Source organism: Streptomyces sp. NPDC047061, assembly GCF_040643955.1.
Taxonomy (GTDB): Bacteria; Actinomycetota; Actinomycetes; order Streptomycetales; family Streptomycetaceae; genus Streptomyces.
The window spans coordinates 1-23,967 of the sequence record NZ_JBEYVI010000028.1 but is presented as its reverse complement, the minus strand read 5'-3'; the positions used below and the strand labels follow the sequence as shown (position 1 = coordinate 23,967).

The 23,967-nt window shown below is 72.5% G+C and carries 20 protein-coding genes and 1 pseudogene; 12 read left to right on the top strand and 9 right to left on the bottom strand.

Annotation, left to right across the window (positions count from 1 at the left end; translation table 11 throughout):
* Positions 1-62 precede the first annotated feature (62 nt).
* Positions 63-809, top strand: a complete 747-nt coding sequence (locus ABZ887_RS32550) for a phosphotransferase (RefSeq protein ID WP_361297179.1) — start codon at positions 63-65, stop codon at positions 807-809.
* Positions 810-864: 55 nt separating this feature from the next.
* On the opposite strand, the gene ABZ887_RS32545 is transcribed toward ABZ887_RS32550, so the two are convergent.
* A complete protein-coding gene (locus tag ABZ887_RS32545; RefSeq protein ID WP_361297176.1) occupies positions 865-1,497 on the bottom strand; it encodes a TetR/AcrR family transcriptional regulator in 633 nt (210 codons plus the stop codon).
* A 276-nt stretch (positions 1,498-1,773) separates the two neighbouring features.
* Between ABZ887_RS32545 and ABZ887_RS32540 the strand changes: the two genes are divergently transcribed.
* The 4 genes and pseudogenes from ABZ887_RS32540 to ABZ887_RS32525 all read left to right on the top strand — a co-directional run.
* Complete coding sequence (locus ABZ887_RS32540; protein ID WP_361297173.1) at positions 1,774-3,018, top strand: oxygenase MpaB family protein; 1,245 nt, start codon at positions 1,774-1,776, stop codon at positions 3,016-3,018.
* Between the two features lie 113 nt (positions 3,019-3,131).
* Positions 3,132-4,643 (top strand): MFS transporter, encoded by a 1,512-nt coding sequence (locus tag ABZ887_RS32535; RefSeq protein ID WP_361297170.1) that lies wholly within the window; start codon positions 3,132-3,134, stop codon positions 4,641-4,643.
* Positions 4,644-4,902: 259 nt separating this feature from the next.
* A complete protein-coding gene (locus ABZ887_RS32530) occupies positions 4,903-5,295 on the top strand; it encodes a hypothetical protein (RefSeq protein ID WP_361297167.1) in 393 nt (130 codons plus the stop codon).
* A 485-nt stretch (positions 5,296-5,780) separates the two neighbouring features.
* Positions 5,781-6,212, top strand: a pseudogene (locus ABZ887_RS32525) (histidine kinase dimerization/phosphoacceptor domain-containing protein); the annotation flags it as partial.
* 377 nt (positions 6,213-6,589) lie between these two features.
* On the opposite strand, the gene ABZ887_RS32520 reads toward ABZ887_RS32525, so the two are convergent.
* The 3 genes from ABZ887_RS32520 to ABZ887_RS32510 form a co-directional block, all read right to left on the bottom strand.
* The gene (locus ABZ887_RS32520; protein ID WP_361297164.1) at positions 6,590-7,543 is read right to left on the bottom strand and encodes a CU044_5270 family protein; all 954 of its coding nucleotides are present in this window, start codon (positions 7,541-7,543) and stop codon (positions 6,590-6,592) included.
* A complete protein-coding gene (locus tag ABZ887_RS32515; RefSeq protein ID WP_361297161.1) occupies positions 7,540-8,298 on the bottom strand; it encodes an RNA polymerase sigma factor in 759 nt (252 codons plus the stop codon). The genes ABZ887_RS32520 and ABZ887_RS32515 overlap by 4 nt, the downstream gene beginning before the upstream one ends.
* A 501-nt stretch (positions 8,299-8,799) precedes the next feature.
* The gene (locus ABZ887_RS32510; RefSeq protein ID WP_361297158.1) at positions 8,800-10,383 is read right to left on the bottom strand and encodes a PucR family transcriptional regulator; all 1,584 of its coding nucleotides are present in this window, start codon (positions 10,381-10,383) and stop codon (positions 8,800-8,802) included.
* A gap of 117 nt (positions 10,384-10,500) precedes the next feature.
* On the opposite strand from ABZ887_RS32510, the gene ABZ887_RS32505 reads away from it, so the two are divergent.
* The 5 genes from ABZ887_RS32505 (at position 10,501) to ABZ887_RS32485 (ending at position 16,573) form a co-directional block, all read left to right on the top strand.
* The gene (locus tag ABZ887_RS32505) at positions 10,501-11,967 is read left to right on the top strand and encodes a sodium:solute symporter (protein ID WP_361297155.1); all 1,467 of its coding nucleotides are present in this window, start codon (positions 10,501-10,503) and stop codon (positions 11,965-11,967) included.
* An 82-nt stretch (positions 11,968-12,049) separates the two neighbouring features.
* Positions 12,050-12,808, top strand: a complete 759-nt coding sequence (locus ABZ887_RS32500; RefSeq protein WP_361297152.1) for a class II aldolase/adducin family protein — start codon at positions 12,050-12,052, stop codon at positions 12,806-12,808.
* A 96-nt stretch (positions 12,809-12,904) separates the two neighbouring features.
* Positions 12,905-13,477: a gluconokinase gene (locus ABZ887_RS32495; RefSeq protein ID WP_361297149.1), complete on the top strand. Its 573-nt coding sequence runs from the start codon at positions 12,905-12,907 to the stop codon at positions 13,475-13,477.
* A 149-nt stretch (positions 13,478-13,626) separates the two neighbouring features.
* The gene (locus tag ABZ887_RS32490) at positions 13,627-14,571 is read left to right on the top strand and encodes a DUF389 domain-containing protein (RefSeq protein WP_361297146.1); all 945 of its coding nucleotides are present in this window, start codon (positions 13,627-13,629) and stop codon (positions 14,569-14,571) included.
* A gap of 142 nt (positions 14,572-14,713) precedes the next feature.
* Complete coding sequence (locus ABZ887_RS32485) at positions 14,714-16,573, top strand: glycoside hydrolase family 15 protein (RefSeq protein WP_361297143.1); 1,860 nt, start codon at positions 14,714-14,716, stop codon at positions 16,571-16,573.
* A gap of 135 nt (positions 16,574-16,708) precedes the next feature.
* Here ABZ887_RS32485 and ABZ887_RS32480 read toward each other — a convergent pair whose 3' ends face one another.
* From ABZ887_RS32480 to ABZ887_RS32460, 5 genes are all read right to left on the bottom strand, one after another.
* Positions 16,709-17,746: a cytochrome d ubiquinol oxidase subunit II gene (locus ABZ887_RS32480; RefSeq protein ID WP_361297140.1), complete on the bottom strand. Its 1,038-nt coding sequence runs from the start codon at positions 17,744-17,746 to the stop codon at positions 16,709-16,711.
* Positions 17,743-19,188, bottom strand: coding sequence for a cytochrome ubiquinol oxidase subunit I (locus ABZ887_RS32475; protein WP_361297137.1), 1,446 nt, complete (start codon positions 19,186-19,188; stop codon positions 17,743-17,745). Before ABZ887_RS32475 ends, ABZ887_RS32480 begins: the two co-directional genes overlap by 4 nt.
* Before the next feature lie 54 nt (positions 19,189-19,242).
* Entirely contained in the window at positions 19,243-20,082 is an 840-nt protein-coding gene (locus ABZ887_RS32470; protein WP_361297134.1) for an SDR family oxidoreductase, read from the bottom strand.
* 167 nt (positions 20,083-20,249) lie between these two features.
* Positions 20,250-21,830, bottom strand: a complete 1,581-nt coding sequence (locus tag ABZ887_RS32465) for a GMC family oxidoreductase (protein WP_361297131.1) — start codon at positions 21,828-21,830, stop codon at positions 20,250-20,252.
* 117 nt (positions 21,831-21,947) lie between these two features.
* Entirely contained in the window at positions 21,948-22,946 is a 999-nt protein-coding gene (locus ABZ887_RS32460) for a cyclase family protein (protein WP_361297128.1), read from the bottom strand.
* Positions 22,947-23,347: 401 nt separating this feature from the next.
* On the opposite strand from ABZ887_RS32460, the gene ABZ887_RS32455 reads away from it, so the two are divergent.
* Together ABZ887_RS32455 and ABZ887_RS32450 are read left to right on the top strand one after the other, a co-directional pair.
* Positions 23,348-23,587: a ferredoxin gene (locus tag ABZ887_RS32455; protein WP_361297125.1), complete on the top strand. Its 240-nt coding sequence runs from the start codon at positions 23,348-23,350 to the stop codon at positions 23,585-23,587.
* Positions 23,584-23,967, top strand: a 384-nt coding sequence (locus ABZ887_RS32450; RefSeq protein WP_361297122.1) for an FAD-dependent oxidoreductase, incomplete at its 3' end; no start/stop codon positions are given. The genes ABZ887_RS32455 and ABZ887_RS32450, both read left to right, overlap by 4 nt.

Genomic DNA, 23,967 nt, shown 5'->3' with positions numbered 1-23,967 from the left:
GGCGACGGAGCCGGGGATAAAGCCGGCGACGTCGGCGATCGTCCTCGGGATACTGGGTGCCCATGGATGAGGTCGAGGTCGTCGTCGCCCATTCCGAGCGCGCGACTCTGCGCGTCGGTGACGTGTTCCTGAAGGTGGACGTCGATCAGACGCGTGTCGACGTCGAGGTCGAGGTGATGTCCCTCGTGCCGGTCCCGACCCCGGAGGTCCTGTGGCACAAGCCGCCCGTGCTCGCGCTCGCCGCGCTCCCGGGGACGACGCTCGGGCGCCTCGGCGGGCCGTCGACCGGGTCGCCGGCGGCGTGGGCCGCGGCGGGCGCCGCCATCCGGAAGCTGCACGACGCGCCCCTGCCGCCGCGGCAGGGCCGGGCCGGGCGGAGCGCCGTCGCGCTGGCGGCGGAACTCGACGACGAGTGCGAGCTGCTCGTGGCGAACGGTGTCCTGCCCGCCGAGCTGGTCACCCGCAACCGCCAGGTCGCCGAGGCCGCGCTCCGGCCGTGGACTCCGGCGTTCACGCACGGCGACCTGCAGATCGCGCACGTCTTCGTCGACGGCGACGAGGTCACCGGCATCATCGACTGGTCCGAGGCGGGCCAGGGTGACGCCCTGTACGACCTCGCCACCTTCACGCTCGGACACGAGGCGCACCTCGACGACGTCATCGCCGGCTACGGCACCGCCGTCGACCTCGACGTGATCCACGCGTGGTGGTCGTTGCGAAGCCTGCTGATCGTCCGCTGGCTGGCCGAGCACGGCTTCGACCCCTTCGCGCCGGGCTGTGAGGTCGACGTGCTGAGATCCCGGATGTGAGGCTGCACCGCGCCGCCACGTTGACGTCGTCCTGGCCCGGGGGGAACGACCCCTGTCACGCCTTCGTCGGGGAACCGCTCTTCGGAGCCGTCGCGAGCAGGCCGTTGACCACGAGGGATGCCAGCAGCTCCGCCGTTGCGCCGAGTTGCTCCGGTGAGGTGGCCTCGGGCCTGCCCAGGCGGCGGGCCAGGGGCATCTCCACCATGCCCGATACGGGGCCGACGACGACGAAGAACAGGACGTCCGACGGGACGGGTGCCATGCGGCCCGCGGTCACGAGACTCTCGACGTCGGGCAGGAGGCGCTGCATGAGCGGCGCGATGTACCGCTCGTACAGGTAGTCCAGACGCTCGCTGTCACGGGAGAACTCGTCCACCATGATGCGTCCCACCAGCGGCGTCTCCACCGCGGAGCGGTAGAAGTCGGCCATCAGCCGCCGCAGGCGCTCCGCTGCGTCCGCCGCGGGATCGGCCGCCGTCAGGAGCGCCAGCTGCGACCCGAGCGCGTGGTCCACCACGGCACGCCAGAAGGCCGCCTTGGACCCGTAGCGGTCGTTGATGAAGTTGTGGCTCACGCCCAGCCGGCGGGCCAGTTCGCGAGCCGAGGCGCGGTCGTAGCCCAGCTCCGCGAAGGCTTCCAGCCCGCGCTGCAGGATGCTCTGCTCCTCGGGCACCGCGGGAGTGTCCACGCCTGGACGTCCCGGCCGCCGAGCGGATCCGGTTGCTGCTCCCACCCTTGCCTCCCTTGCTTTCGGTCGTGCCAGCGTACGCACTCCCATCTTACTTGACGCCTGTCAGATTATCGGTAATCTGACAGGCGTCAGGAAGTGCTCCGGTGTGATGCGTGCCTGCCTGACACGGACGGCCGCAGTGCCCCTCCAGGAGAGCCGGAAAGTGAGAGCGACATGACCGCACACCCCGCACATCCCGCACACGCCTCGCATCCCTCGCAGCCCGATCGCCGCATGCCGCCCGCAGCCGCACCCGTGCTCACGTGCCCCGCCGGCGACGCGCTCGCCGGCGGCGATCCCCTCGCCGACGCGGTCATCGCCGAGCTGGACCTCCACGGCGACCGGGTCCGGCACGCCCTCGCCGCCGGACTCCGGTACGGCGCAGCCGGCCCGGCCGGCCCGGCCGGCCCGGCCGGCCTGGACGCGCCTCTCCCGGCCGCCGTCGCCGCGCTGCTGGAGCAGGTGGAGACCGCCCCGGCCGGGCTCGATCCCCTGACGCCGCACCGGGGCGACATCACGACCCTGTCCGTGCCGCCCCTGTGGTTCCAGCTCTGCTCGGTCCCCGCCGCCCTCGCCCACCTCTACGCGTCCCCGGCCGTCGCGGGGCAGCTGGTCCGCGCGGGCGGTCAGCAGGACCTGGCCACGCGCCGGCTCGTGGAGACCGGGGTGTGGATACGACAGGCGCTGCGGCCGGGCGGGCTGCTGCGCGGCGCCCCGGGATACGTGGCCACGGTCCGGCTCCGGCTGCGCCATGCCCGGCTACGGGCCTCGGCGACGGCCGGCGGCCGGGACACGTCCGCCGGGGGAGTCCCGGTGAGCCAGGCGGACACGGCCCGCCTCTGGCTGGGCTTCACCCTCGTCGCGTACGAGGCGCTGGCCGCCGTGGGCATCGAGATCAGCGGCGAGGAGGAGCGCCACCTGTACGCGTACTGGTCGTACGTCGCCCATCTCCTCGGCATCGACGACAGCCTTCACCAGGGCGTCGCCACCCACGCCGACGCCCGTCGGCTGCGGGACCTGCTGGACTCCCGGACGGCCGCCCCCGACGCCACCTCACGTGCGCTGACCGCCGCGACGGTCGACGCCCAGGCCCGTGCGATGGCCGGCGCGCCGGGGACGGCCCTGTCCGAGGAGCAGGTGCGCACCCTCATCCACCGCGTGCTCCGCCAGGCCCTCGGGGACGGACCGGCGGAGCGGCTGGGGCTGCCCGCCCCCACCCCCGCCCCCACCCCCACTTCCGCCCCTGCCGTCGCCCCCGCCACGACCGACCTCATGCCGCTGATCGGCGAACTCAACCGCCAGGCACGGTACTGGCAGACCTTCTCCGCGTCGTCGGCCGCAGAGGCCCGGCGACGCGCGCTCGCGGAGCCCGGATCCGCACCCGAACCGGTCACCGGTGTCCTGCGCGGCGTCACCCACTGCCTGCCGCGGCGCCCGGCGCCCCCGCGGGGCACGCGCATCAGCGCTCCCGCGGCCTGACCCTGACCCGGGATTCTCCGGCTCCACTCCAGCCGGCCCCTGCTCACCCCTGCTCACCCTGCTCCCCCCGCCCGCTTCTGATCACCTCTGCTCACCTCTCCAGGAGCTTCGTCATGCCCAAGACCTCCGCCTCGACACCGGCGAGCGGGACCACCGTCTCCGCCCTCCCCTCCGCCGACGCGCCGCCTCCCCATCGCTGGTGGATCCTCGCCGTCATCGGCGTGGCCCAGCTGATGGTGGTCCTGGACGGGACGATCGTGAACATCGCCCTGCCCTCCGCCCAGAAGGACCTGGGCTTCTCCGACGGCGACCGGCAGTGGATCGTCACCGCCTACGCCCTCGCCTTCGGCAGCCTGCTGCTGCTCGGCGGCCGGATAGCCGACCTGTTCGGCCGCAAGATCACCTTCCTGGTCGGGCTGGTCGGCTTCGCCGGGGCCTCCGCGCTCGGCGGTGCCGCCGGCAGTTTCGAGCTGCTCGTCGGCGCCCGCGCCGTCCAGGGCGCGTTCGGCGCACTGCTCGCCCCGGCCGCCCTGTCCCTGCTGACCACGACCTTCACCGACGCCAGGGAACGTGCCAGGGCCTTCGGCGTCTACGGCGCGATCGCCGGCGCCGGCGGAGCCATCGGCCTGCTGCTCGGCGGTGTCCTGACCGAACACCTCGACTGGCGCTGGACCCTCTACGTCAACGTCGCCTTCGCCGCGGTCGCCTTCGCCGGCGGCGCCGTCCTGCTGCGGCGCGCCACCCGCGACAGGAGCGCCCGGATCGACGTCCCCGGCGCGGTCCTCGTCTCCGGCGGACTGTTCTGCCTGGTCTACGGCTTCTCCAACGCCGAGACCCACGACTGGGGTTCCCCGGCCACCTGGGGCTTCCTTCTCGCCGGGGCCGTACTGCTCACTCTGTTCACCTGGTGGCAGACCCGGGCCGCCCACCCCCTGCTGCCCCTGCGCGTCCTGCTCGACCGCAACCGCGGCGCGTCCTTCCTCTCCGTGCTGATCATCGGCGCCGGCATGTTCGGGGTCTTCCTCTTCCTCACCTACTACCTGCAGCAGAGCCTCGGATACAGCCCGATCAGGACGGGACTGGCCTTCCTTCCGATGATCGCCGGGCTGATGCTCACCTCGACCCTCGCCACCACCGTCCTCGTCCCCCGCATCGGCCCCAAGCCGGTGGTTCCGCTGGGCATGGGCATCGCGGCCGCCGCCATGGTCTGGCTGACCGGTCTCGACCTGACCAGTTCCTACGCCACCGACATCCTGCCGCCGCTGGTCCTGGCCGGCCTCGGCTTCGGACTCGTGATGGCGCCCGCGATGGCTCTGGCCACGGACGGCGTGCGCACCGACGACGCCGGTGTCGCCTCCGCCGCCGTCAACACCATGCAGCAGGTCGGCGGCTCCCTCGGCACCGCCCTCCTCAACACCCTCGCGACCAGCGCCGTCACCGACTACCTGGCGGGCCGCAACCCCAGGGACCCGATGGTCCTGGCCCACGCGAGCCTGGAGGGATACTCCACCGCCTACTGGTGGTCGGCCGCCTTCTTCGCCGCCGGCCTGGTGGTCAGCGTGCTGCTGTACCGGCGCGGCGCACCGGTCGCCGACCCCGACAAGGCACCCGCGGTGCACATGTAGGCGCCGTGCGGCGCGAGTTCGGTCGCGCCACCCGCCTCATGGGGAAGGCCCAGGTCATGGACCCGGGCCTTCTCGCCGTCCGCCGCGGTCAGTTGTCGCATGCCAGATGCCGTCATTGTCGGTTCAGCCGGCCCCGGGGGATACGAAAGTCGGGGGTCGGGTTCCCCGTTCAGGGCGACGATCCGCGCGGAGTGCCGGAACAGACTGCTTGGGCGACGTCAGGAGGACGTCGGTATCCCCCTCTCCAAGGAGTTCTGTCATGGGCGTCGTCGGAAAGATCCTGGTCGGAATCCTGGGCGTCGTCGTGCTTGCCGGAGTCGGTCTCTGGTTCGGCATCAGGCACGTCGCGAGCGACATCGGCTCGCACATGATCACCACGGCCCAGTTCAAGGGCGTCCACGTCGGCGAGAGCCGGGACGCGGTGCGCGACCGACTCGGTGAGCCGGGCGGCCTCCAGCCGCAGGACAAGCCCGAGCCGCCGGCCGGCACCACCTGCGACTACTACCTGCAGAAGAACGTGTCCCTGGCGAAGAAGCAGACCTTTCAGATCTGCTACCGGGACGGGAAGGTCGCCGCCACCCAGGTCCTGCCTTCCGCCGAGGACGAGGGCGCCCAGGACAAGGGCACGAGCAGCGGGAGCGCCAAGCCCTGAGCCGCCCGGTCTCGCGCCGGCCCGGCGGAACGTGGCCCGTCCCGGCGGGACATGGCCCGGCCCAGCGGGAGGTGGCCCGTCCCGGTGGGGCCCGGCCCCTGTGCGTCGGTCGGCGGCGGTCCCCGGAACGATCAACCGAAAGGCCCTTTACCGTGGCACGCGTGTCCGTTTCCTCTGCATCGGCCCCGGCCCCGGTCCCACCGCCCCCGGTCCCACCGGCCCCGGCCCCGGTCGCGGCTCGCCCCGCCCGGATCCAGTGGCCCTCCGAGCCGCTCGCCTGGGTGCTGGCGGCACTGATCGCCTCCGGAGGACTCCTGCCGACCTCGGCACCGCGGTCCCTGCTGCCGCTGCCGTTCGCCGTCTCCGCCGTCCTGGAGTGCACCACCGGACTCCTGCTGGCCTGGCGGCGCGACCGGCCCACCCTGGTGGCGGCCGTGGTCGCCGGAGCGAGCCTGCTGACCGTTCAGCCGGCCCTGCCCTTCGCGATGTACTCGCTGGCCAGGCGGCGCGCCACGAGCCCCCTGCGGTACGGCGTCTACGCCGTCGCGGTGCTCGGCCAGTTCACCACGGGCGCCCCGGCGACAGGCGTCATGGCGGCCGCCCTGCTGGTGGGCGCACCCACTTGGCGCGGCACGGTGCTCCGGTACCGGCACGCCAGGCTGGAGGAGCTGGCCGAACGCGCCGAGCAGGCCGAGCGGGAGGCACTGTTGATCGCCCGTCGGGTCCGTGCGGAGGAACGGGCCGCGCTGGCGCGCGAGATGCACGACGTGGTGGCCCACGAGGTCAGCCTGATCACGCTGCACGCGGGCGCGCTGAGCGTGGACCCGCAGGAGTCGGAGCGGGCCCGCGAGACCGGCGAGCTCATCAGGGTGACCGGCAGGCGCGCGCTGGCCCAGCTGCGCCAGATCCTCGATGTGCTGCGCGATCCGGAGACCGTCGAGAGTTCCTTCCGGCCCGGCCCGGCGCTGCGGGATCTGCCTCGGCTGCTGGCCGACTCGGCGGCGGCGGGGGTGCCCGTGGACTGGGCGCCGTGGTCCGCGACGGTGCCGGAACTCCGGTCTGGAGCACGACCGTTGCCGTCCGCCGTGGAGCACACGGTCTACCGTGTCGTCCAGGAGGCGCTGACCAACATCCGCAAACACGCCGCCGGCGCCCGGGCCACGCTGGGGCTGCGGGTGACGGGGGAGGACCTGGAGTGCGAGGTGACCAATCCGGTGACCGGCCTGCCCCTCACCCAGGCCGTGGCACTCGCCATGGCACCCACCGTGGCACTCCTTGACCTGCGCGCCGGCGTTCACGTGGTCGACGTCTCGCCTGCCTTGTCCGTGACCCCGACCTCCAGCAGTGCCTCGTCCGCCGAGCCCAGGAAGCCGAGGGACTTCCTGTCGAAGACCCAGACGGTGCGGCCGTCGCGTTCCCTGAAACTCAGACCGATGCCGGAGCGTCCGGTGTAGTCCTTGGCGTCGGCGACGACCGAGACACCCGGGATCTTCGCGGCCGCGCGATAGAGCGCGGCGTCCAGTTCGGGCAGGAGTGTGGCGTCGGGCAGCAGGTCGCCGATCTTCTCCAGCGCCGCGCTCTGTCTGGTCTGCCCCTCTCCTCCCGTGCCGGCGTAGATCTTCTCCAGCAGCGCATCGGGGTCGGTGGGCAGTGCCTGGAGCTCACGGAACGTGGTGACGTTCGGGTCGGGGCTCAGCTTCATGTCGTGCGTGCCCTTGGAGTAGGAGGAGAACGGGTCCCGGGCCCGGAACGGCGGTCCCACCAGCACCGTGACCCGGCGCAGTCCCGCGCGCCTTCCGTCGACGGCGGTCCAACTCGCCTCGCGCAGAACCCGGATGTCGGTGTCCGAGAACTTCATGGCGCCCTGGGTGCGGACATAGACGTACTGGTCGTCCCTGACGGGCACGGCCTTCTGCGCGGCGGCGACCTCGGCGATGCGACGGAGGAGGTCGACGGCGTCCGGATCGGTCGTGGCGGTCCTGGACCCGACGGCGCCGGCGAGCACCGCCGCGACGATCGCCGCCGCCGTGGCGAGGGGTACGGCGATCACCGCGAACCGGCGGCGCGGGGCGCGCGCTCGCCGGCCGGGTGCTGTCGTGGTCTCCGGGAGCCGTGGGGCTTGCTCGGTGAGCTCTCTCATCAGTCGGTCCTTCAGCAGGTCGTGGCGGTGGGTCGGCAGGACCGGCTCGCCCGGGCTCGGCAGCAGCCAGGCCAGTTCTTGGCGCTCTTCGCGTTCTTCGGGGTTCATCGGTGCTTCTCCTGTGTCGACCGGGCCGTCTCGGGACGGCCACCCGGTACCTGTCCGGTGCGCGGGTCGAGTCCCGGCCTTTTCTGCTGAGGGGGAACATGCGGTGGCGCGGCGGTACTCGGCTCCTCCGGGTGCCCGGCACGCCGCCCGGCGGAGGCGCGCCGGGCCAGCTCCGCCTCCGACAGGGCCCGCAGACGCTGCCTCGCCCGGGCGAGCCGGGACCGTACGGTGCTCGTCGGCACGCCGAGGGCCTCAGCCGCGGCCGCGTAGCTCAGTCCCGACCAGACACACAGGGCGAACACCTCGCGTTCGGCTCTGCGCAGCCGGCCGAGCGCGGTACGCGCGGCGGCGAGCCGCTCGGCCTGCTCCATGCGGCCGACGAGGTCGTCGGCGAAGTCCGGCAGGGTGTCACGGTCCGCCGCGCGGTCGGGGAGCCGGGCGAGCGCGGCGCCGTGCCGGCGGGCGGTACGGCGCGTGTTGCGCAGGACGTTGGTGGCGATGCCGTACAACCAGGGGCGCAGTCCGTCGCCGTCGGGCACGTCGGCATCGCCGTCAGAGGCGGCGGCCTCGGGTCTCAGCTTCTCCCGGAGCCGCCAGGCCTCCAGAAAGGTCAGGGACACCACGTCCTCCGCGGTGCCCCGGTCCGCCGACAGCCGGGCCGCATGACCGTAGACGGCCTGGGCATGCGCGCCGAACAGTTCGGCGAAGGCTTCCGGATCGCCGGCGCGTATCCGGTCACGCAGGGAAAGTTCCACAACAAGCCCTGTCCGCTCGGCACTTGACGTCTCTGTGGCGACGATCACACCACGGGCTCGGATCCGGCCGTACACAGCAGCGTTTTCTGCGCTCCAGCGCATTCGGACGACAGTGCAGGGGTTCCCGAATCTCCTCTCCGGCCTGGCATGAGGCGCGTGTTGTCGTCGTAATAGTCGCGCTGCTGACCGCAGGTCTGGCCCTCGGCTGGCTGCTCGACCGTTCGGGTCTGCCCAACCCCGTCGCCCGCGCCGCGGACAGCGCCGGGACGCACACGTCGCAACTGCTCCTCGTCCTCTTCTCCACCACCCTGCTCGCCTCGCTGTGGATGATCACCCACCGCCGTGGCCGGGACACCGGGGCCGGGGCCGGCGACACCCCCGCGATCACCGCGGGGCCGGGGCGGTCGTACGTCGGTGAGCTGCCCTCGGCGGCCGCCGACCCGGTCCCCCTCGGGCAAGTGCGTTGCCGTGTCCGGGAAGAGGCCGCGCGGGCCGCCTTCCTCAGGGGCGTTCGTACGGGACCTCGCCCGGTAGCCACTGCAGGGCGAACCAGAGCTCCATGCGGGCTCCGGGGTCCTGGAGGTCGACGTCGAGGAGGTCGGCCACGCGCGCGAGGCGGTGGCGGACGGTGTTGCGGTGGACCTGCAGGGCCGCCGCGGCGCGGTCCCAGCTGCCGTGCAGGGTGAGCCAGGTCCGCAGGGTGTCGAGGAGGACCGCGGCGCCCGGCGGGCCGGCCCGGTCCAGCGGGGCGAATCGGGTGCGGGCGAGTTCGCGGGCGTCGGCCGGAGCGACGAGCGCGTGCAGGGTGAGCGGGTCGGCGGTGTGGACGACGGCGGGAGTCCCTGCGGCGAGGGCGCGTTGCAGGGCGCGTCCGGCCTGCGTGTCGGCGTGCGGCAGGTCGCACGCGGTTGCCGGGGCGCTGTAGCCGAGGACCCAGCCCAGCTCGGCCGTCCGGTCGGGGACGCCGGGCCTGGCGTCGGCGGCGCAGGGGACCAGCGCCCTGAGCGCGGGGCCGTCGATGTGCACGTAGGGGGTGCCCAACAGGCTGGCAAGAGCGGCCAGTTGGGCCGGATCGGCGACGGCGGGCGTCCCGTCGGGGCGGCGGCCGTGGACCACCGTCCAGTGCCCGCTCGCCGTCGGCCCGTCCCGCGGGACCAGCGCGGGGGCGACGTCGGCGGGCGTGGCCCCGAGCATGAGCCGTACCAGCGCGCCGACGCTGTGGGTGTCGGTGCTCAGGGCGTGCCGCGGGCTGGTGAGCAGGGCCAGCAGGACCGTGGCCGTGCCGGTCACCTGGCGGTGCACGGTGGTCGGGGGTGCGGTGGCGGCCTGTCCGAGGGCCAGTGTCGCGGTGGCCGTGCCCTCGGTGCCGATGGGCAGGGTGTGGACGGTGAGGTGGACGCCCTGGTCGGGGGCGTGGCTCGCCGCCGCCGTACGGCCGCCGTCCCGCCGCAGGGTGTGTACGGCGAGGTCGCGCAGCAGGTCCGCGGCGGCGGGGCGGCGGCCCGCCGCGAGGAGTTCGGTGCCCTGGGCGTCGTACAGGACCGACCACGCCCCGGTGTGCGCGGCGAGCTGGCCGAGGACGGAGCGGAGGGCGTCCGGGCGGGCGGCGGCCGAGGCCAGCGCCGACTGGGCCCGGGAGATCTCCCGCAGCTCGCGGTTGCGGTCCTCGGCGATCGCCGCGTAGGCGGCCTGCCCGACGGCGACGAAGGGGGTGGCGGGCGGGAGGCGCAGCAGCGGCAGGCCGTGCCGGTCGCAGGCGCGGGCGAGGTCCGGCGGCACCTCGGCGTGCACGGGGGCCACGCCGAAGCCGAGCGCGGCGACGCCGGCGGCGACCACGCGCCGTACGTACGTGTCGATGCCGCCCGGGTCGTCCGGGAGCCGGACGCCGGAGGTGAGCAGGAGCTCGCCGCCGACCAGGTAGGGGGAGGGGTCCTCCAGCTCCGTGGTGCCGACGGTGCCGACCGTGCGGTCCCCGGCCGGCGGCCCGGCGACCTGGGTGAGACCGAGGGCCGGGTCGGCGAGCAGCACGCCGAGGCGCACGGAGGGCTGTCCGGCATCGGCTCCGGCGCTGGCGGATTCATCCAACGGGTGTCTCCAGATTGGACAGAAGCGGCACTTCAGCACCAGTACACCCCGTGGCTACGGTCGTGTCACCCCCCACTTCTCTCCTCCCCGCTTCTCTCCCCGTCCCCGGAGGATCCCGTGACTTTCGACTACCTCGTCATGGCCGCCTACCTGCTGGGCATCATCGGCGTCGGCTGGTGGGGCAAACGGCGTGCCGCGTCCAAGAGCGACTTCCTGGTCGCCGGCAGACGCCTCGGCCCCCTCATGTACACCGGCACCATGGCCGCCGTCGTCCTCGGCGGCGCCTCCACCATCGGCGGCGTGCGCCTCGGCTACACCTACGGCGTCTCGGGCGCCACGATGGTCGGTGCCATCGGCCTCGGACTGCTCGCCCTGAGCGTCTTCTTCTCCGCCCGGATCGCCCGGCTGCGCGTCTACACGGTCGCCGAGATGCTCTCGCTCCGCTACGGCGACGCGGCCAGCGTGATCTCCGGCCTCGTCATGTGGGTCTACACCCTCATGCTGGCGGTGACCTCGACGATCGCGTACGCCAGCGTCTTCGACGTCCTCTTCGACGTGCCGCGCTGGGTCGCGGTGGTCGTCGGCGGCACGATAGTCGTCGGCTACTCGGCGCTCGGCGGCATGTGGTCCATCACGCTCACCGACATGGTGCAGTTCGTCGTGAAGAGCCTCGGCGTGCTCGTCCTGCTGCTGCCGATCGCGGTGGTGAAGGCGGGCGGCTTCGGCGCCATGGCCGACAAGCTCCCGCACGGCTACTTCTCGCCCACCTCCATCGGCGGCCAGACCATCTTCACCTTCGTGCTGATCTACACCTTCGGCATGCTCATCGGGCAGGACATCTGGCAGCGCGTCTTCACCGCCCGCAGCGACAGGGTCGCCTCCTGGGGCGGCACCGTCGCCGGCGTGTACTGCCTGGCCTACGCCCTGGCCGGCGCGTTCATCGGGATGGCGACGAAGACCCTCTACCCGAACCTGGCCGACGCCGACCAGGCCTTCGCCACCATCGTCAAGCACGTCCTGCCCACCGGCGTCCGGGGCCTGGTACTGGCTGCCGCGCTGTCCGCGATGATGTCCACGGCCAGCGGCGCCCTGATCGCCTCCGCGACCGTCGCCAACAACGACATCTGGGCCCGGCTGCGCCGCCGTGCGGTCTCCGGCGACGGCGACCACGACCACGACGAGATCGGCTCCAACCGGCTCGCCATCGCCGTCCTCGGCGTCGTCGCCATGGGGATCGCCTGCGTCCTCGGGGACGTCATCGCGGCGCTCACCGTCGCCTACAACCTGCTCGTCGGCGGACTCCTGGTCCCGATCCTCGGCGGCCTGGTCTGGTGGCGCGGCAACCTGCCGGGCGCGCTGACCGCGATGATCGCGGGCGGTACGACGGTGATCACCCTCATGTTCACCGACGGCCTGCTCGCCAACGAGCCGATCTACTACGGCCTTCTCGCCAGCCTCGTCGCCTACGTCGGGGTCAGCCTCGCCACCAGGCCGACCGAGGAGACGGTCCTGGAGACCTGGCGCCGCCGCCTGGCCGGCGAGCCCGCCCCTGCCACCGCGGCCCCGGAGCTCAGCGCCGCCTGACCCACCGCACCCGCACCACGCACCCGCACCCCGCATCCGCACCGGCGCCCGCACGTGCCCGTACCTCGATGAAAGGTCCCCGATGCCCACCCCCGCCTCGGAAGAACTCCGTCTGCGCCGCGAACTCGCCGCCGTCTACCGGCTGGTGGCGCACTTCCGGATGACCGACCTGATCTTCACGCACATCTCGGTACGGCTCCCGGGCCCGGAGCACCACTTCCTGATCAACCCCTACGGTCTGCTCTTCGAGGAGATCACCGCCTCGAACCTGGTGAAGATCGACCTGTCCGGCAACCCGGTGGAGGAGACCCCGTACCCCGTCAACCCGGCCGGGTTCGTCATCCACAGCGCGATCCACGCGGCCCGCGCCGACGCCCAGTGCGTCCTGCACACCCACACCAGGGCCGGCTGTGCGGTCGGCGCGCAGGAAGAGGGGCTGCTCCCGCTCAACCAGATCTCCATGGAGTTCCATGGCAGGCTCGGCTACCACTCCTACGAGGGCGTCGCCCTGAACCTCGCCGAGCAGCGCCGGCTGGTCGCCGATCTGGGCAGCCACCCCGCGATGATCCTGCGCAACCACGGCCTGCTGACCGTGGGCGAGACCCCAGGCCAGGCGTTCCTGCGCATGCACTACCTGGACAAGGCCTGCGAGATACAGACCGCGGCCATGGCCGGGGGCGCGAAGCTCGTCCTCCCCGACCCCGAGGTCCGCGAGCTCACCGCCCGCCAGCTGGCCGGGGAGGAACACGACTCCGACCTCCAGGACGACAAGGCCTACGACCTCGCCTGGTCGGCACTGCTCCGGCTCGTCGACCGCATCGCCCCCGACCACACGGACTGACGGGATCCCAGGACGTGCTGCCGGATTCGGATCCCGGCCGGCTGCCAGGGCCTGCCGTCGGCTGCCCCGGTCGGGAGTGCGGGTGATAGTGGAGTCATGCATGCCGTCCGCAGGTCCGGGAGGACAGTCGGCCGAAACGGGGGCGGTTCGCGTGTGGTGATCGTGATGGGTGTGTCCGGGTCGGGCAAGTCCACCGTGGGAGCCGGGCTCGCGCAGCTGCTCGGTGTGCCGTTCCTGGAGGGGGACGACCTCCACTCGGCGGCGAACCGCGCCAAGATGGCGGCCGGACACCCGCTGGACGACGCCGACCGGCGGCCCTGGCTGGAGGCGGTCACGGAGTGGATCCGGGCCACCGCGTCGAGTGGGCGCGGAGGCGTTGTCGCGTGCTCCGCGCTCAGGCGCGCGTACCGCGACCGGTTCCGGCACACGGACGCGGACGTGTGGTTCCTGTACCTGGCCCTCGACCGTGAGGTGGCCGAGCAGCGGATGGCACGGCGCAAGGGCCATTTCATGCCGCTGGAGCTGCTCGACTCCCAGTACGCCACGCTGGATCCGCTGCACGCCGACGAACCGGGCGTCACCATCGACATCAACGAGTCGGAGAGCACGGCGGAGGTCCTGGCGGCCGCGGCGCGGGCGGTGCGGGACGGGGCCGCGCCGGATCGGTGACAGCCGCCGGCCCGCTCCGGCAGCACGGCCCCACGTCGAGGGACTCGCGGTCGGCCCCACGCCGAGGGACCCGCAGCCGGCCCGTCCGGTCCCGCCGGGGCCCGGCGCCGTCCGTGAGCACGTCGGATCCCGTCCCCGGGAGGTTTCGGATGGATCTGATCCACTTCCGTATGGTCATGCCCTCCGCGCTCACCGAGGAGGCCGTCGCACTGCTCGCCTCGCACGACCGCGTGCTCAACCTCGTGGTCCTGCGGGAGGCACACCTTCCGGGCGGTGACGCGGTCGAGTGCGACGTGCTGAAGGGTGCCGCGAACGGCGTGCTCGGCGACCTGCGCGAGCTGGGGGTCGACCGTACGGGGTCGATCGCCGTCGCCGACGTCGACATGATGTTCTCGCAGTCGGCCGAGCGCATCGAGGTGGCACAGCCGAGCCCGCTCGTCCACACACCGCTGTGGGCCGCGGTCGAGGCGCACATCCGGGCGGCGGGGACCTATCCGCCGTCGTTCTACCTGTTCCTGGTGATCGCCGGACTGATCGGCTCGGTCGGCATCATGACGAACTCGCAGATCCTCATCGTGGCGGCCATGGTGGTCGGCCCCGAGTACAACGCGATCACCAGCATCGCCCTGGGGCTGGACCGCCGCAGCCGCCGCAGGGTCCGGGAGGGGGCGCGGGCGCTGGCGGTGGGGTTCGCCCTGGCCATCGCGGCCACCCTGGGTTTCGCCGCGCTGGCGCGCGCGGCCGGACTGCAGTCCACGGCCTTCGACCTGGGGCTGCGGCCCGTGTCCCATCTCATCGACACCCCGAACTTCTTCTCGGTCGCCGTCGCCGTGCTGGCCGGCATCGTCGGGATCGTCTCGCTCACCGAGGCGCGCGCCAGCGCCCTGCTCGGGGTGTTCATCTCGGTGACCACCATTCCCGCCGCCTCCGACATCGCCGTCTCGCTCGCCTTCGCCGACTGGCACGAGGCACGGGGCTCGCTGGTCCAGCTGCTGCTCAACGTGGCGGTGCTCGTGATCGTCGGGGTTCTCACGCTGCGCGTGCAGCGCCGTCTGTGGCACCGGGCGGCTCGCCGGGCCGGCGCGCAGCGGTAGGCGCACAGGGACAGGCGCGCAGCGGTGGGCGTACGGCGACGAAGGGCCGGGAGCCTCGCCCGACGAGCCGGAGGAGGAGCTGCGGCATACGCTGATCGAGGGGGTGCATTCGGGTGAATCGCAGGCCGGAAGGGGCGCCCCGATGGACGAGTACCCGCTCATCGAGAACCACGGGCTGATCGGCGATCTGCAGACCTCGGCGCTGGTGACCACCGACGGGGTGGTCGACTGGTTCTGCTCCCCGCGGTTCGACTCGCCGAGTGTGTTCGGGGCGCTTCTGGACAAGGACAGGGGCGGCCACTGCACGGTCCGGCCGGCGCACCCGACCCATTCGACCAAGCAGTTGTACCTGCCCGACACCGCGATCCTGGTGACCCGGTTCATGACCGAGGCGGGCGCCGGAGAGGTCGTCGACTTCATGCCCGTGACCGGTACCAGGACCACGCGCCGGCACCGGCTGGTGCGCCTGGTGCGCTGTGTCCGCGGCACCATGACGTTCGACGTGGAGATCGCCCCGCGGTTCGACTACGGGCTCAGCAAGCACGAGGTGCACATCACCCAGCACGGGGCCGTCTTCGTCGCGGAGGACGGTACGGAACTCACCGTGAACCCCATCCGGGAGCCGGAGGACGAGCGGATCGCGGACATTCTGACGCACCGGGACGCCGACGTGCAGGTCACGCTCACCCTGCAGGCCGGCGAGCAGCGCGGGCTGATCCTGGAGATGGGGGCCGAGGGGCCGCCCAGGGAGATCCGCCGCGAGGAACACGAACGGCTCTTCGAGGAGACGGCGGAGTTCTGGCGCTCCTGGCTGGCGCAGTCGACCTACGTCGGGCGCTGGCGGGAGGTCGTCGAGCGGTCCGCGATCACGCTGAAGCTCATGACCTTCGCCCCCAGCGGCGCCGTGGTGGCCGCCCCTACGGCGGCCCTCCCGGAGCAGCTGGGCGGCGAGCGCAACTGGGACTACCGGTTCACCTGGATCCGGGACGCCTCCTTCTCCGTGTACGCCCTGCTGGGACTGGGCTTCACGGAGGAGGCCAGGGCGTTCATCGTCTGGCTGGGCGACCGGGTCAAGGAGGGCGCCGGCAACGGGAACACGGGCCCGCTCAACATCATGTACAAGGTCGACGGCTCCTCCGACCTGAACGAGCAGATCCTCGACCACTGGGAGGGCTACGCGGGTTCCGCCCCGGTCCGGATCGGCAACGGCGCCGCCACCCAGCTCCAACTGGACATCTACGGCGAGGCGCTGGACAGCATCTACTTCGCGCACCAGCACGGCTTCACGGTCGGCTACGGCGGCTGGACCTCGCTGCGGACGGACCTGGAGTGGCTGGCCGGCCACTGGGACCAGGCGGAGGAGGGCATCTGGGAGACCCGCGGCGGCCGCCAGGACTTCACGTACGGGCGGGTGATGTCGTGGGTGGCGTTCGACCGCGCGCTGCGGCTCGCCGAGTCGAAGGGGTGGCCGTCCGCGTCCGGACGCTGGCAGGCCGAGCGGGACGCCGTCTACGAGCAGGTCATGGCCAAGGGCTGGAGCAAGGACCGGCACGCCTTCGTCCAGCACTACGGCAGTGACGTCCTGGACTCCTCGCTGCTGCGGATGGCGACGGTCGGGTTCCTCACCCCCGGGGACCCGATGTGGGCGTCGACCCTGGACGCCATGGAGGACGAACTGGTCAGCGACAGCCTGGTCTACCGCTACAACCCCGACGCCTCGCCCGACGGCCTGCGCGGCTCGGAGGGCACCTTCTCGCTGTGCACGTTCATGTACGTCGACGCGTTGGCTCGCGCCGGCCGGACCGACCGGGCTCGGCTGGTGTTCGAGAAGATGATGGGGTATGCGAACCATCTGGGCCTGTACTCCGAGGAGATCGACCCGACGGGCCGCCAACTCGGCAACTTCCCGCAGGCGTTCACCCACCTCGCCCTCATCGACTCGGCCATCACCCTCAACGACGCCCTCGACGGCCGGAAGTCCGTGCTCACCCAGCACGCCTGAGCGCTCCGCTGGAAGTGCCGCAACTGCTCTGCCGTCTGCCGTCTGCGGCGCCGTCGTGGCTGGTCGCGCCCACCCGGCGGCAGCCGGATATCCGATACGGCCCGCGCCCCTTTCGGGGCGCAGCTGGACCGGTGTTCACCAGTCACCGGCGTCACCGCGCCGCAGGTCGGCGTCGGTGAGGCCCTCCAGTTCGCCGTGGGTGTCCAGCCAGTACAGGAAGGCGACCGCGGGGATGACCAGGACGAGGGCGACCAGGGTGACCAGTCCCAGCCAGCGCAGTGTGGTGTGGGCGCCCGCGCCCTCGGCGACGGTCAGCGAGGTCGGGACGAGGTAGGGGCGCTGTGCCATGCCCCAGCCGATGACGGCCGAGGCGACCACGCCGACCGCCGTGACCCGGGACCAGGCCCCGGCGGGGCGGGTCAGCAGCCATGCGGTGGCGAGGGTGGCCAGCACCGCCACGACGACGAAGACGAGACCGACGCCGTGGGTGAGGCCGTGCCAGACATGGGGTGCGTCGCCGTGGGTGACGAAGAGGGTGACGACGGCGAGTACGGCGACGGCCGCGAGGGCGGCGAGGGCCCGCCGCCGGAAGTAGCGGTCCAGGTCCGGTGCGGCGAAGCGGCGGGCGTCCGCGGCGAGGAAGACGGCGCCGAGCATCGCCGTGGCGGCGACGGCCAGCAGGCCGAAGAGCAGCGAGGTGGGGTTGGCCCAGGCGTCCGTGGACGCCGTCGCCGTGGCGGTCGCCCGGCCCGAGGCCACTCCGCCGGCCGCCGCACCGAGGAAGAACGGCGTCAGCAGCGAGGCGACGGCGAAGACCGCCCCGTACAGGCGCCGGCCGGCCAGCCGCCGGACGGGCTTGCGCAGGGCGAAGCCGGCGCCGCGCAGCACGATGCCCACGGCGGCCAGCGCCAGGGGCAGCCACATCGTGGTGAACACCCGCTGGAAGAGGACCGGGAAACCCGTCCACATGATGACCAGTACGAAGATCAGCCAGACGTTGTTGACCTCCCAGACGGGCTCCATCGCGTGGTCGATCAGCCGGCGCGGGCGCTCGCCGCGCTCGGTTCCGCCCGCGGTCAGGTCCCAGAAGCCGGCTCCGTAGTCGGTGCCGCCGCCGCAGGCGTAGGCGGCGATCGCCAGGAGCAGGACGACCGCGATGACGCCCGCGATCACAGCCGGCTCCCGGCGGAGCGCGGCCCGTACGGCGTGTCCGTCTCCGGTGTCCCGGGCTCCGGGGTCTCCTTCGGCGGCCGGGGTCCGCCCTCCTCGTCCTCCAGCCGCCAGCGCGAGCGCATCTTCAGCAGCACCGCGAGGAACGAGCCGAACACGAGGACGTACACGACGACGATGATGGCGAACATGATCCACAGGCTGGTGGAGCGGGTCGCCGTCACCGCCTCGGCGACCCGCATGTTCTGGTAGACGATCCAGGGCTGGCGGCCCACCTCGGTGGTGATCCAGCCGCACTCGACGGCGGCCACGGAGGCGACGCCCGCGCAGGCGGCGGCGCGGAAGAACCACGGGGAGGCGGGCAGCCGCCGGCGCCACAGCCACAGAACGCCGTACCAGAGGGCGAGCAGGAGCAGCAGGGAGCCGATCCCGACCATGGTGTCGAAGGCCCAGTGGGCGATGGTGGCCTGGGTGGGCGTCGGCCGGTCGGCCGCGGGGACCGAGGTCAGTCCGGTGACCCGGGTGTCCGGGCGGAAGCCGGCCAGGACGGAGTCGAGCCCCGGGATCCCGATGCCGCCGGTGACGGTGCCGTCCGGGTGCAGCCGCCCGTACAGGTACTCCGTCTGGTGGGTGGCGGTCTTCCAGACGATCTCCATGCCGGCGAACTTCACCGGCTGCTTCTGGAAGACCTGCCGGGCGATGGAGTCGCCGAGCACGAACTGCACGGGTGTGCAGACGGCCGCGAGCGTGAAGGGGACGGTGAAGCCGAGCCGGTGGTAGTGGTCCCGGCGGCCGCGCAGCCGTCCCGTGGCGTAGACGCCGGCCACGACATAGCCCGCCGTCACGAACATCGCGAAGACGAAGTGCCAGTACTCCGGGCCGAACATGGGGGTGAAGACGGCCTTCCAGATCTTCACGTCGACCGGGTTTCCGGCGGAGTCGAGGGTGAAGCCGCGCGGGGTGTTCATCCACGAGTTGGCGGCGAGGATGCCGAAGGCGCCGAGCAGGGCCACGAACGGCAGCGGCAGTCCGAGCAGGAAGTGGGTCCGGGAAGGGAGGCGCCGCCAGCCGTAGAGGTAGATGGCGATGAGGACGGCCTCCAGGAAGAACGCCCAGGCCTCGACGCCGAAGCCGATGCCGAAGACGTCGCCCCAGCGGCCCATCATGCCCGGCCACAGCAGTCCGAACTCGAAGGACAGCACCGTGCCGGTGACCACGCCGATCGCGAACTGCACCGCCATGACGGCCGACCACCGCCGGGCCAGCAGCAGGGCGGTGGCGTCGCCGCGGCGCAGGCCGTAGCCGTGCATGACGAGCGTGATCAGCGGCAGCGCGACGCCCAGGGGCACCAGGATGATGTGGGAGGCCAGGGTGAAGGCCATCATCGACCGGGCCGGCAGCGTCTGCGCCGGTGCGTCCGCCAGCAGCAGGACCGTGTGGACCATGGGTGTGTGTCGTCTCTCCGGGGCGGCGCGGACGGGTCGGGGCGGCCGCCGGTGTCAGCCGCCGGTCGCGAAGCCCGGGAAGAGCGTCATCCCGCCGTCGACGTAGAGGGTGGCGCCCACCACGTAGTCCATGAGGTCGGAGGCGAGGCCCACGGCCGCGTAGCCGATGTCCTCGGGGTCGCCGATGCGGTCGTAGGGGATCAGCCGCAGCAGGTCCTCCCGGGCCTCGGGCGTCTCCCAGGCGGCGCGGTTGATGGGGGTCTTGATGGCGCCGGGGGCGATCGCGTTCACGCGGATCTTCTTCGGGGCGAGCTCCTGGGCCAGCGTCTCCATCATCATCTGCACCCCGCCCTTGGAGGAGGCGTAGTTGACGTGCCCGGCCCACGGGATGATCTGGTGGACCGAACTCATGCAGATGATCTTTCCGGCCGCGCGCGACACCTCGGGCACGACACCGCGGCGCAGGAACTCCTTCGTCGCCTCGCGGGCGCACAGGAACTGCCCGGTGAGGTTGACGTCCAGGACCTTCTGCCACTGGGCGAGGGTCATCTCGGTGAACGGGGCGTCCCGCTGCAGGCCCGCGTTGGCGACCAGGATGTCGATCGTGCCGAACTCCCGGACCATCCGGTCCATCATGGCGACGACCTGGTGCTCGTCGGAGACGTCCGCCTCGTAGGCGGCCGCCCGGACGCCGAGTCCGGTGATCTCCTCGACCACCTGCTCGGCCTCGTCCTTGCCCGCCACGTAGTTGACCACGACATCGGCCCCGGCCCGGCCCAGGGCGACGGCCGTCGCCCTGCCGATACCGGAGTTCGCGCCGGTCACGAGCGCCTTCTGGCCCCGCAGCAGATGGGCGGGGACCACGCCCCGGGACGTCCCCTCGGTGGAACTCACGATGTCCTGCTCCTCCACTGCGCGCCCGCTTCCTGCCGGGCCCGTCGCCCGGAGGTCCAGGCCTCAGACAAGCACCGGGGCGGGAGGGCGGCACGCCCCGGCGGACCGCGTTGCGCTGCCCGGCGGAGGAACTTCGCCCGGTCGGGGGCAGAGCGGCTCCCGGCGGCTCAGCCCAGCCGCTCCAGCAGGTGGTCGCCCACCCGGAGGGCGTTCGCGATGGCCGTCAGGGACGGGTTGACCGCGCCGATGCTCGGGAAGAAGCTCGTGTCCACGACGTAGAGGTTGTCCAGGTCGTGGGCCTTGCAGTTGACGTCCAGGGCCGAGGACGCCGGATCGGTGCCGAAGCGCACCGTGCCGGCCTGGTGTGCGGTGGCGCCGATCGGCATCCCCTTGTGCAGGTAGATGCTGCGGGACAGCAGATGGTGCTCGCGCATCCCCAGATGACTGAGCAGGTGCTGGAGTTTGTGCCGCAGGCGCTGGAGGCCGGCGATGTTGTTGCCCTCGTCGAGGGTGAGCCGGATCTGTCCGTCGTCCTCCAGGGTCACCCGGTTGTCCGGCTGCGGCAGGTCCTCCCCGCACAGCCAGAAGTCGACGGCGTGATGGGCCAGGACCTCGAACGGCATGTCCGGCGCGACCGCCCCGGCCCAGCGCGGGGCCTCGCCGTGGATCTGGTCGGCGTCCGACTTGCCGAGCATCTGGATCCCGCCGAGCGGGTACTCCCAGTCGTCCGCGCCCAGGTACCAGTCGTGCAGGGCGAGGGTCTTCTGGAACCTGGTGTCGTTGGGTTCCTCCGAGACGGCCATCAGCGCCATGTTGTTGTGGCGCATGTAGTTCCGGCCGACCACGTCGGAGCTGTTGGCCAGTCCGTTCGGATGCCGGTCGTTCGCCGAAGCCAGCAGCAGCGCCGCCGAGTTGACGGCTCCGCAGGCCACGACCACGACGTCGGCCGAGAACCGGGCCTCCCGCTCGCCCGGGAGCTGGGCGACGACGGAGGTGACGCTGCGTCCGGTGGGGTCGGTCTCCAGCCGGGTCACCCGGGCGTCGGTGACCATCTCCACGTTCGGGTGCTCCAGGGCCGGCTCCACGCAGATCACCTGGGCGTCCGACTTGGCGCGCAGCAGGCAGGGGAAGCCGTCCACGCGGTCGCAGCGGATGCAGACGCTGGAGTGGGTGGCCCGGCCGTCCTCGTCCTGGGTCAGGTTGACCCCGATCGGCAGGTGGAAGGGGTGCAGTCCCTGCTTCTCCAGGTCCATGCTCAACTGCTCGATCCGTGGCTCGTGTTCGACCGGCGGATACGCGTACTGGGCGCTGCAGGGCCCTTCCCAGGGGTCCTCGCCGTGCCGGCCGTGCACCAGGTAGAGGTGCTCCGCCTGGGTGTAGTACGGCTCCAGGTCGTCGTAACCGATGGGCCAGGCAGGGGAGATGCCGTCGTGGTGGCGGAGTTCGCCGAAGTCCTCGGGGCGCAGCCGGAACAGGGCCGCGCCGTAGAACTTGGTGTTCCCGCCGACGTAGTAGTTCACCTCGGGCGGGAACTCGTTGCCGTGCCGGTCCAGCCAGAACTCCGGGGCCCGGTACTTGGCCTTTACGAACACGGCCGTGGAGTCCCAGTTGTCGCGTTCGCGCGGCAGGTAGCCGCCGCGTTCGAGGACGAGGATCCGTTTGCCGGACGGGGCGAGGCGGTGGGCGAGGGTGCCGCCGCCGGCACCGGTGCCGATGACGATGACGTCGTACGGGGGCAGGGCGTCCATGGCAACCACCGTCCTTGTTCGCGCGGTCCGCGGCCGGTGCAGGTCCCTTTCTTCGAACGTACGCGCCGTACCGGGGCGCGGCACCCGGAGCCCGCCCGGCGCTCCGGCGCGGTCCGGTCAGAGCACGGCGATCGGGTTCACCGGGGAGCCGGTCGCCGCCGGGAGCCGCAGCGGGGCGATCACGCACAGGAAGTGCCAGCGCGCCTGCTGCTCGCACTCCGGTACCAGGTCCTCGAAGTCCAGCCAGTCCAGCAGGTGCAGCCCCATGGCGTTGACGGCCAGCGCGTGCACGGGGAACCCGACCTCGGGGACGGCGCTGGGCGCGGCGTCGCTGTTGCCGTCCGAGCCCAGCACCGACACGCCCCGCTCGGCCAGGAAGTCCATGGCCGTCGGGTGCAGGCCCGCGCGGGCCCGGGTCACGTCCCAGGGGCCGAGGGTCCGGCGCCGCAGGCGGTGCCCCACCCGTACGAACAGCAGGTCACCCGGTCCGACCGTGGTCCGCTGGGCGGTCTCGGCCGCGGCGAGGTCCCCGGCGGTCACCTGGTCGCCGGGCTCCAGCCACCGCACCCCGCGCAGCCGCGGGACGTCCAGGAGGACACCCCGGCCGACGATGCCGTCCCGCACCAGGTCGAGGGTGAGGGCTTCGGCGCCGTCGGGTGTCACGGTGCTCGACGGGACGCCGCCGTACAGCTCGCCGTCGAAGATCACGTGGCACAGCGCGTCGAGGTGGCTGTCGACGTCGCCGTGCACGTTCATGGCGAACCGGTCGCGGGCGAAGGCGAGCCCGGGTGCGGCGGTCTCCCCGCGTACGGGAGCCGTCATCCGGTGCGTCGCGGGCTCCGGGTCGTCCGGAGCGCGCCGCGTCTCCACGGGCGCGGCCAGCGACACGGTGCGCCCGGACCGGACCTCGGCGGCGGCCGCCACGACCCGCTCGGGCGTCAGCCGGTCCAGCGCGCCCCGCCGGCCCGCTCCGCCGTCCCGGGCGTGACTCCGCAGCCGGCGGTACAGGTCGCGGAACGCCGCTTCGGAGAGGGGGTGCGGCGCCGGCTGCGGTGTTGGCTGCGGTGCCGGCCGCGGGGGTGTGGCACGGGAGGGGACGGGCTGGTCCGAGGCCATCGGGAAACCTCCTGCTCCGGCGGTCGCCCCGGCCGGGCGCTGCTCCCGACACCGAACCATCGGCACGCCCGCGTCACCCGCCGGGCACGGGCGGACCGCACCGGTCGGCCGCCCGCGGCCGGGCCGTGAGCAGCGGGTCTCTCCGGGTGCGGGCGATGTGCGCCCGGCATACGCTGATCGGGTGAAAGGTCAGGATCTCCGGGCGGTCCTACCGACGCCGGTCGCCTTCGCGTGACGGCGGATTCCCTCTCACGATCCGATCAGCCATTTCCTTCTCGCGATCACCCATTCTTCCTGCGGAGACCCGACAGGCGCGGTGCGCCGTCCCGCCGCGTGTGGCGGCGGGACACGGCGGGACCGGCTTCGGGGCCCGCAGCCTGCAGCCCCCCGTGGAGGTCGGGATGCGAGTCGTCGTAGATCTTTCCCGATGTGAAGGGTATGCGCAGTGCGCCTTCCTGGCTCCGGACGCGTTCCGGATGCACGGCGAGGAAGCGCTGATGTACGACCCGGACCCGGACGACGCCCAGCGCGACCGGGTACTGCGCGCCGCGGCGGCCTGCCCGGTCCAGGCGATCCTGGTGGACCGGCTGGAGGGGCGGGCGGCGGAGCGGGACGTACCGGTGACGGCGGCGAGGTCATGACCAGCGCCGACAACCTGCGCGCGTTCCGGCGCGACGGCCGCATCGTGATCGTCGGGGCGTCGCTGGCGGGACTGCGGGCCGCGGAGTCCCTGCGCGACGAGGGGTTCACCGGATCGCTGACGATGATCGGCGACGAGCTGGGCGAGCCCTACGACCGTCCCCCCTTGTCCAAGCAGGTGCTGACGGGATGGGTGCCCGCCGACGGCACCACGCTGCCACGGCGCCGTGATATCGACGCGGAGTGGCTGCTCGGCGTGCCCGCGAGCGGTCTCGACCTGGCCACCGACCATGTGCGGCTCGCCGACGGACGCGAGGTCCCCTTCGACCGGGTGCTGATCTCCACCGGGGTGCGGGCCCGCCCGTGGTTCGTGCCGAGCGAG

What these genes read in the sequence shown, in the direction of transcription:
- ABZ887_RS32550 (WP_361297179.1), top strand. Translation starts at nt 63, where the DNA reads ATGGATGAGGTCGAGGTCGTCGTCGCCCATTCCGAGCGCGCGACTCTG.
- ABZ887_RS32540 (WP_361297173.1), top strand. Translation starts at nt 1,774, where the DNA reads ATGCCGCCCGCAGCCGCACCCGTGCTCACGTGCCCCGCCGGCGACGCG.
- ABZ887_RS32535 (WP_361297170.1), top strand. Translation starts at nt 3,132, where the DNA reads ATGCCCAAGACCTCCGCCTCGACACCGGCGAGCGGGACCACCGTCTCC.
- ABZ887_RS32530 (WP_361297167.1), top strand. Translation starts at nt 4,903, where the DNA reads ATGGGCGTCGTCGGAAAGATCCTGGTCGGAATCCTGGGCGTCGTCGTG.
- ABZ887_RS32520 (WP_361297164.1), bottom strand. Translation starts at nt 7,543, where the DNA reads ATGAACCCCGAAGAACGCGAAGAGCGCCAAGAACTGGCCTGGCTGCTG.
- ABZ887_RS32500 (WP_361297152.1), top strand. Translation starts at nt 12,050, where the DNA reads ATGCCCACCCCCGCCTCGGAAGAACTCCGTCTGCGCCGCGAACTCGCC.
- ABZ887_RS32495 (WP_361297149.1), top strand. Translation starts at nt 12,905, where the DNA reads ATGCATGCCGTCCGCAGGTCCGGGAGGACAGTCGGCCGAAACGGGGGC.
- ABZ887_RS32490 (WP_361297146.1), top strand. Translation starts at nt 13,627, where the DNA reads ATGGATCTGATCCACTTCCGTATGGTCATGCCCTCCGCGCTCACCGAG.
- ABZ887_RS32485 (WP_361297143.1), top strand. Translation starts at nt 14,714, where the DNA reads ATGGACGAGTACCCGCTCATCGAGAACCACGGGCTGATCGGCGATCTG.
- ABZ887_RS32475 (WP_361297137.1), bottom strand. Translation starts at nt 19,188, where the DNA reads ATGGTCCACACGGTCCTGCTGCTGGCGGACGCACCGGCGCAGACGCTG.
- ABZ887_RS32465 (WP_361297131.1), bottom strand. Translation starts at nt 21,830, where the DNA reads ATGGACGCCCTGCCCCCGTACGACGTCATCGTCATCGGCACCGGTGCC.
- ABZ887_RS32460 (WP_361297128.1), bottom strand. Translation starts at nt 22,946, where the DNA reads ATGGCCTCGGACCAGCCCGTCCCCTCCCGTGCCACACCCCCGCGGCCG.
- ABZ887_RS32455 (WP_361297125.1), top strand. Translation starts at nt 23,348, where the DNA reads ATGCGAGTCGTCGTAGATCTTTCCCGATGTGAAGGGTATGCGCAGTGC.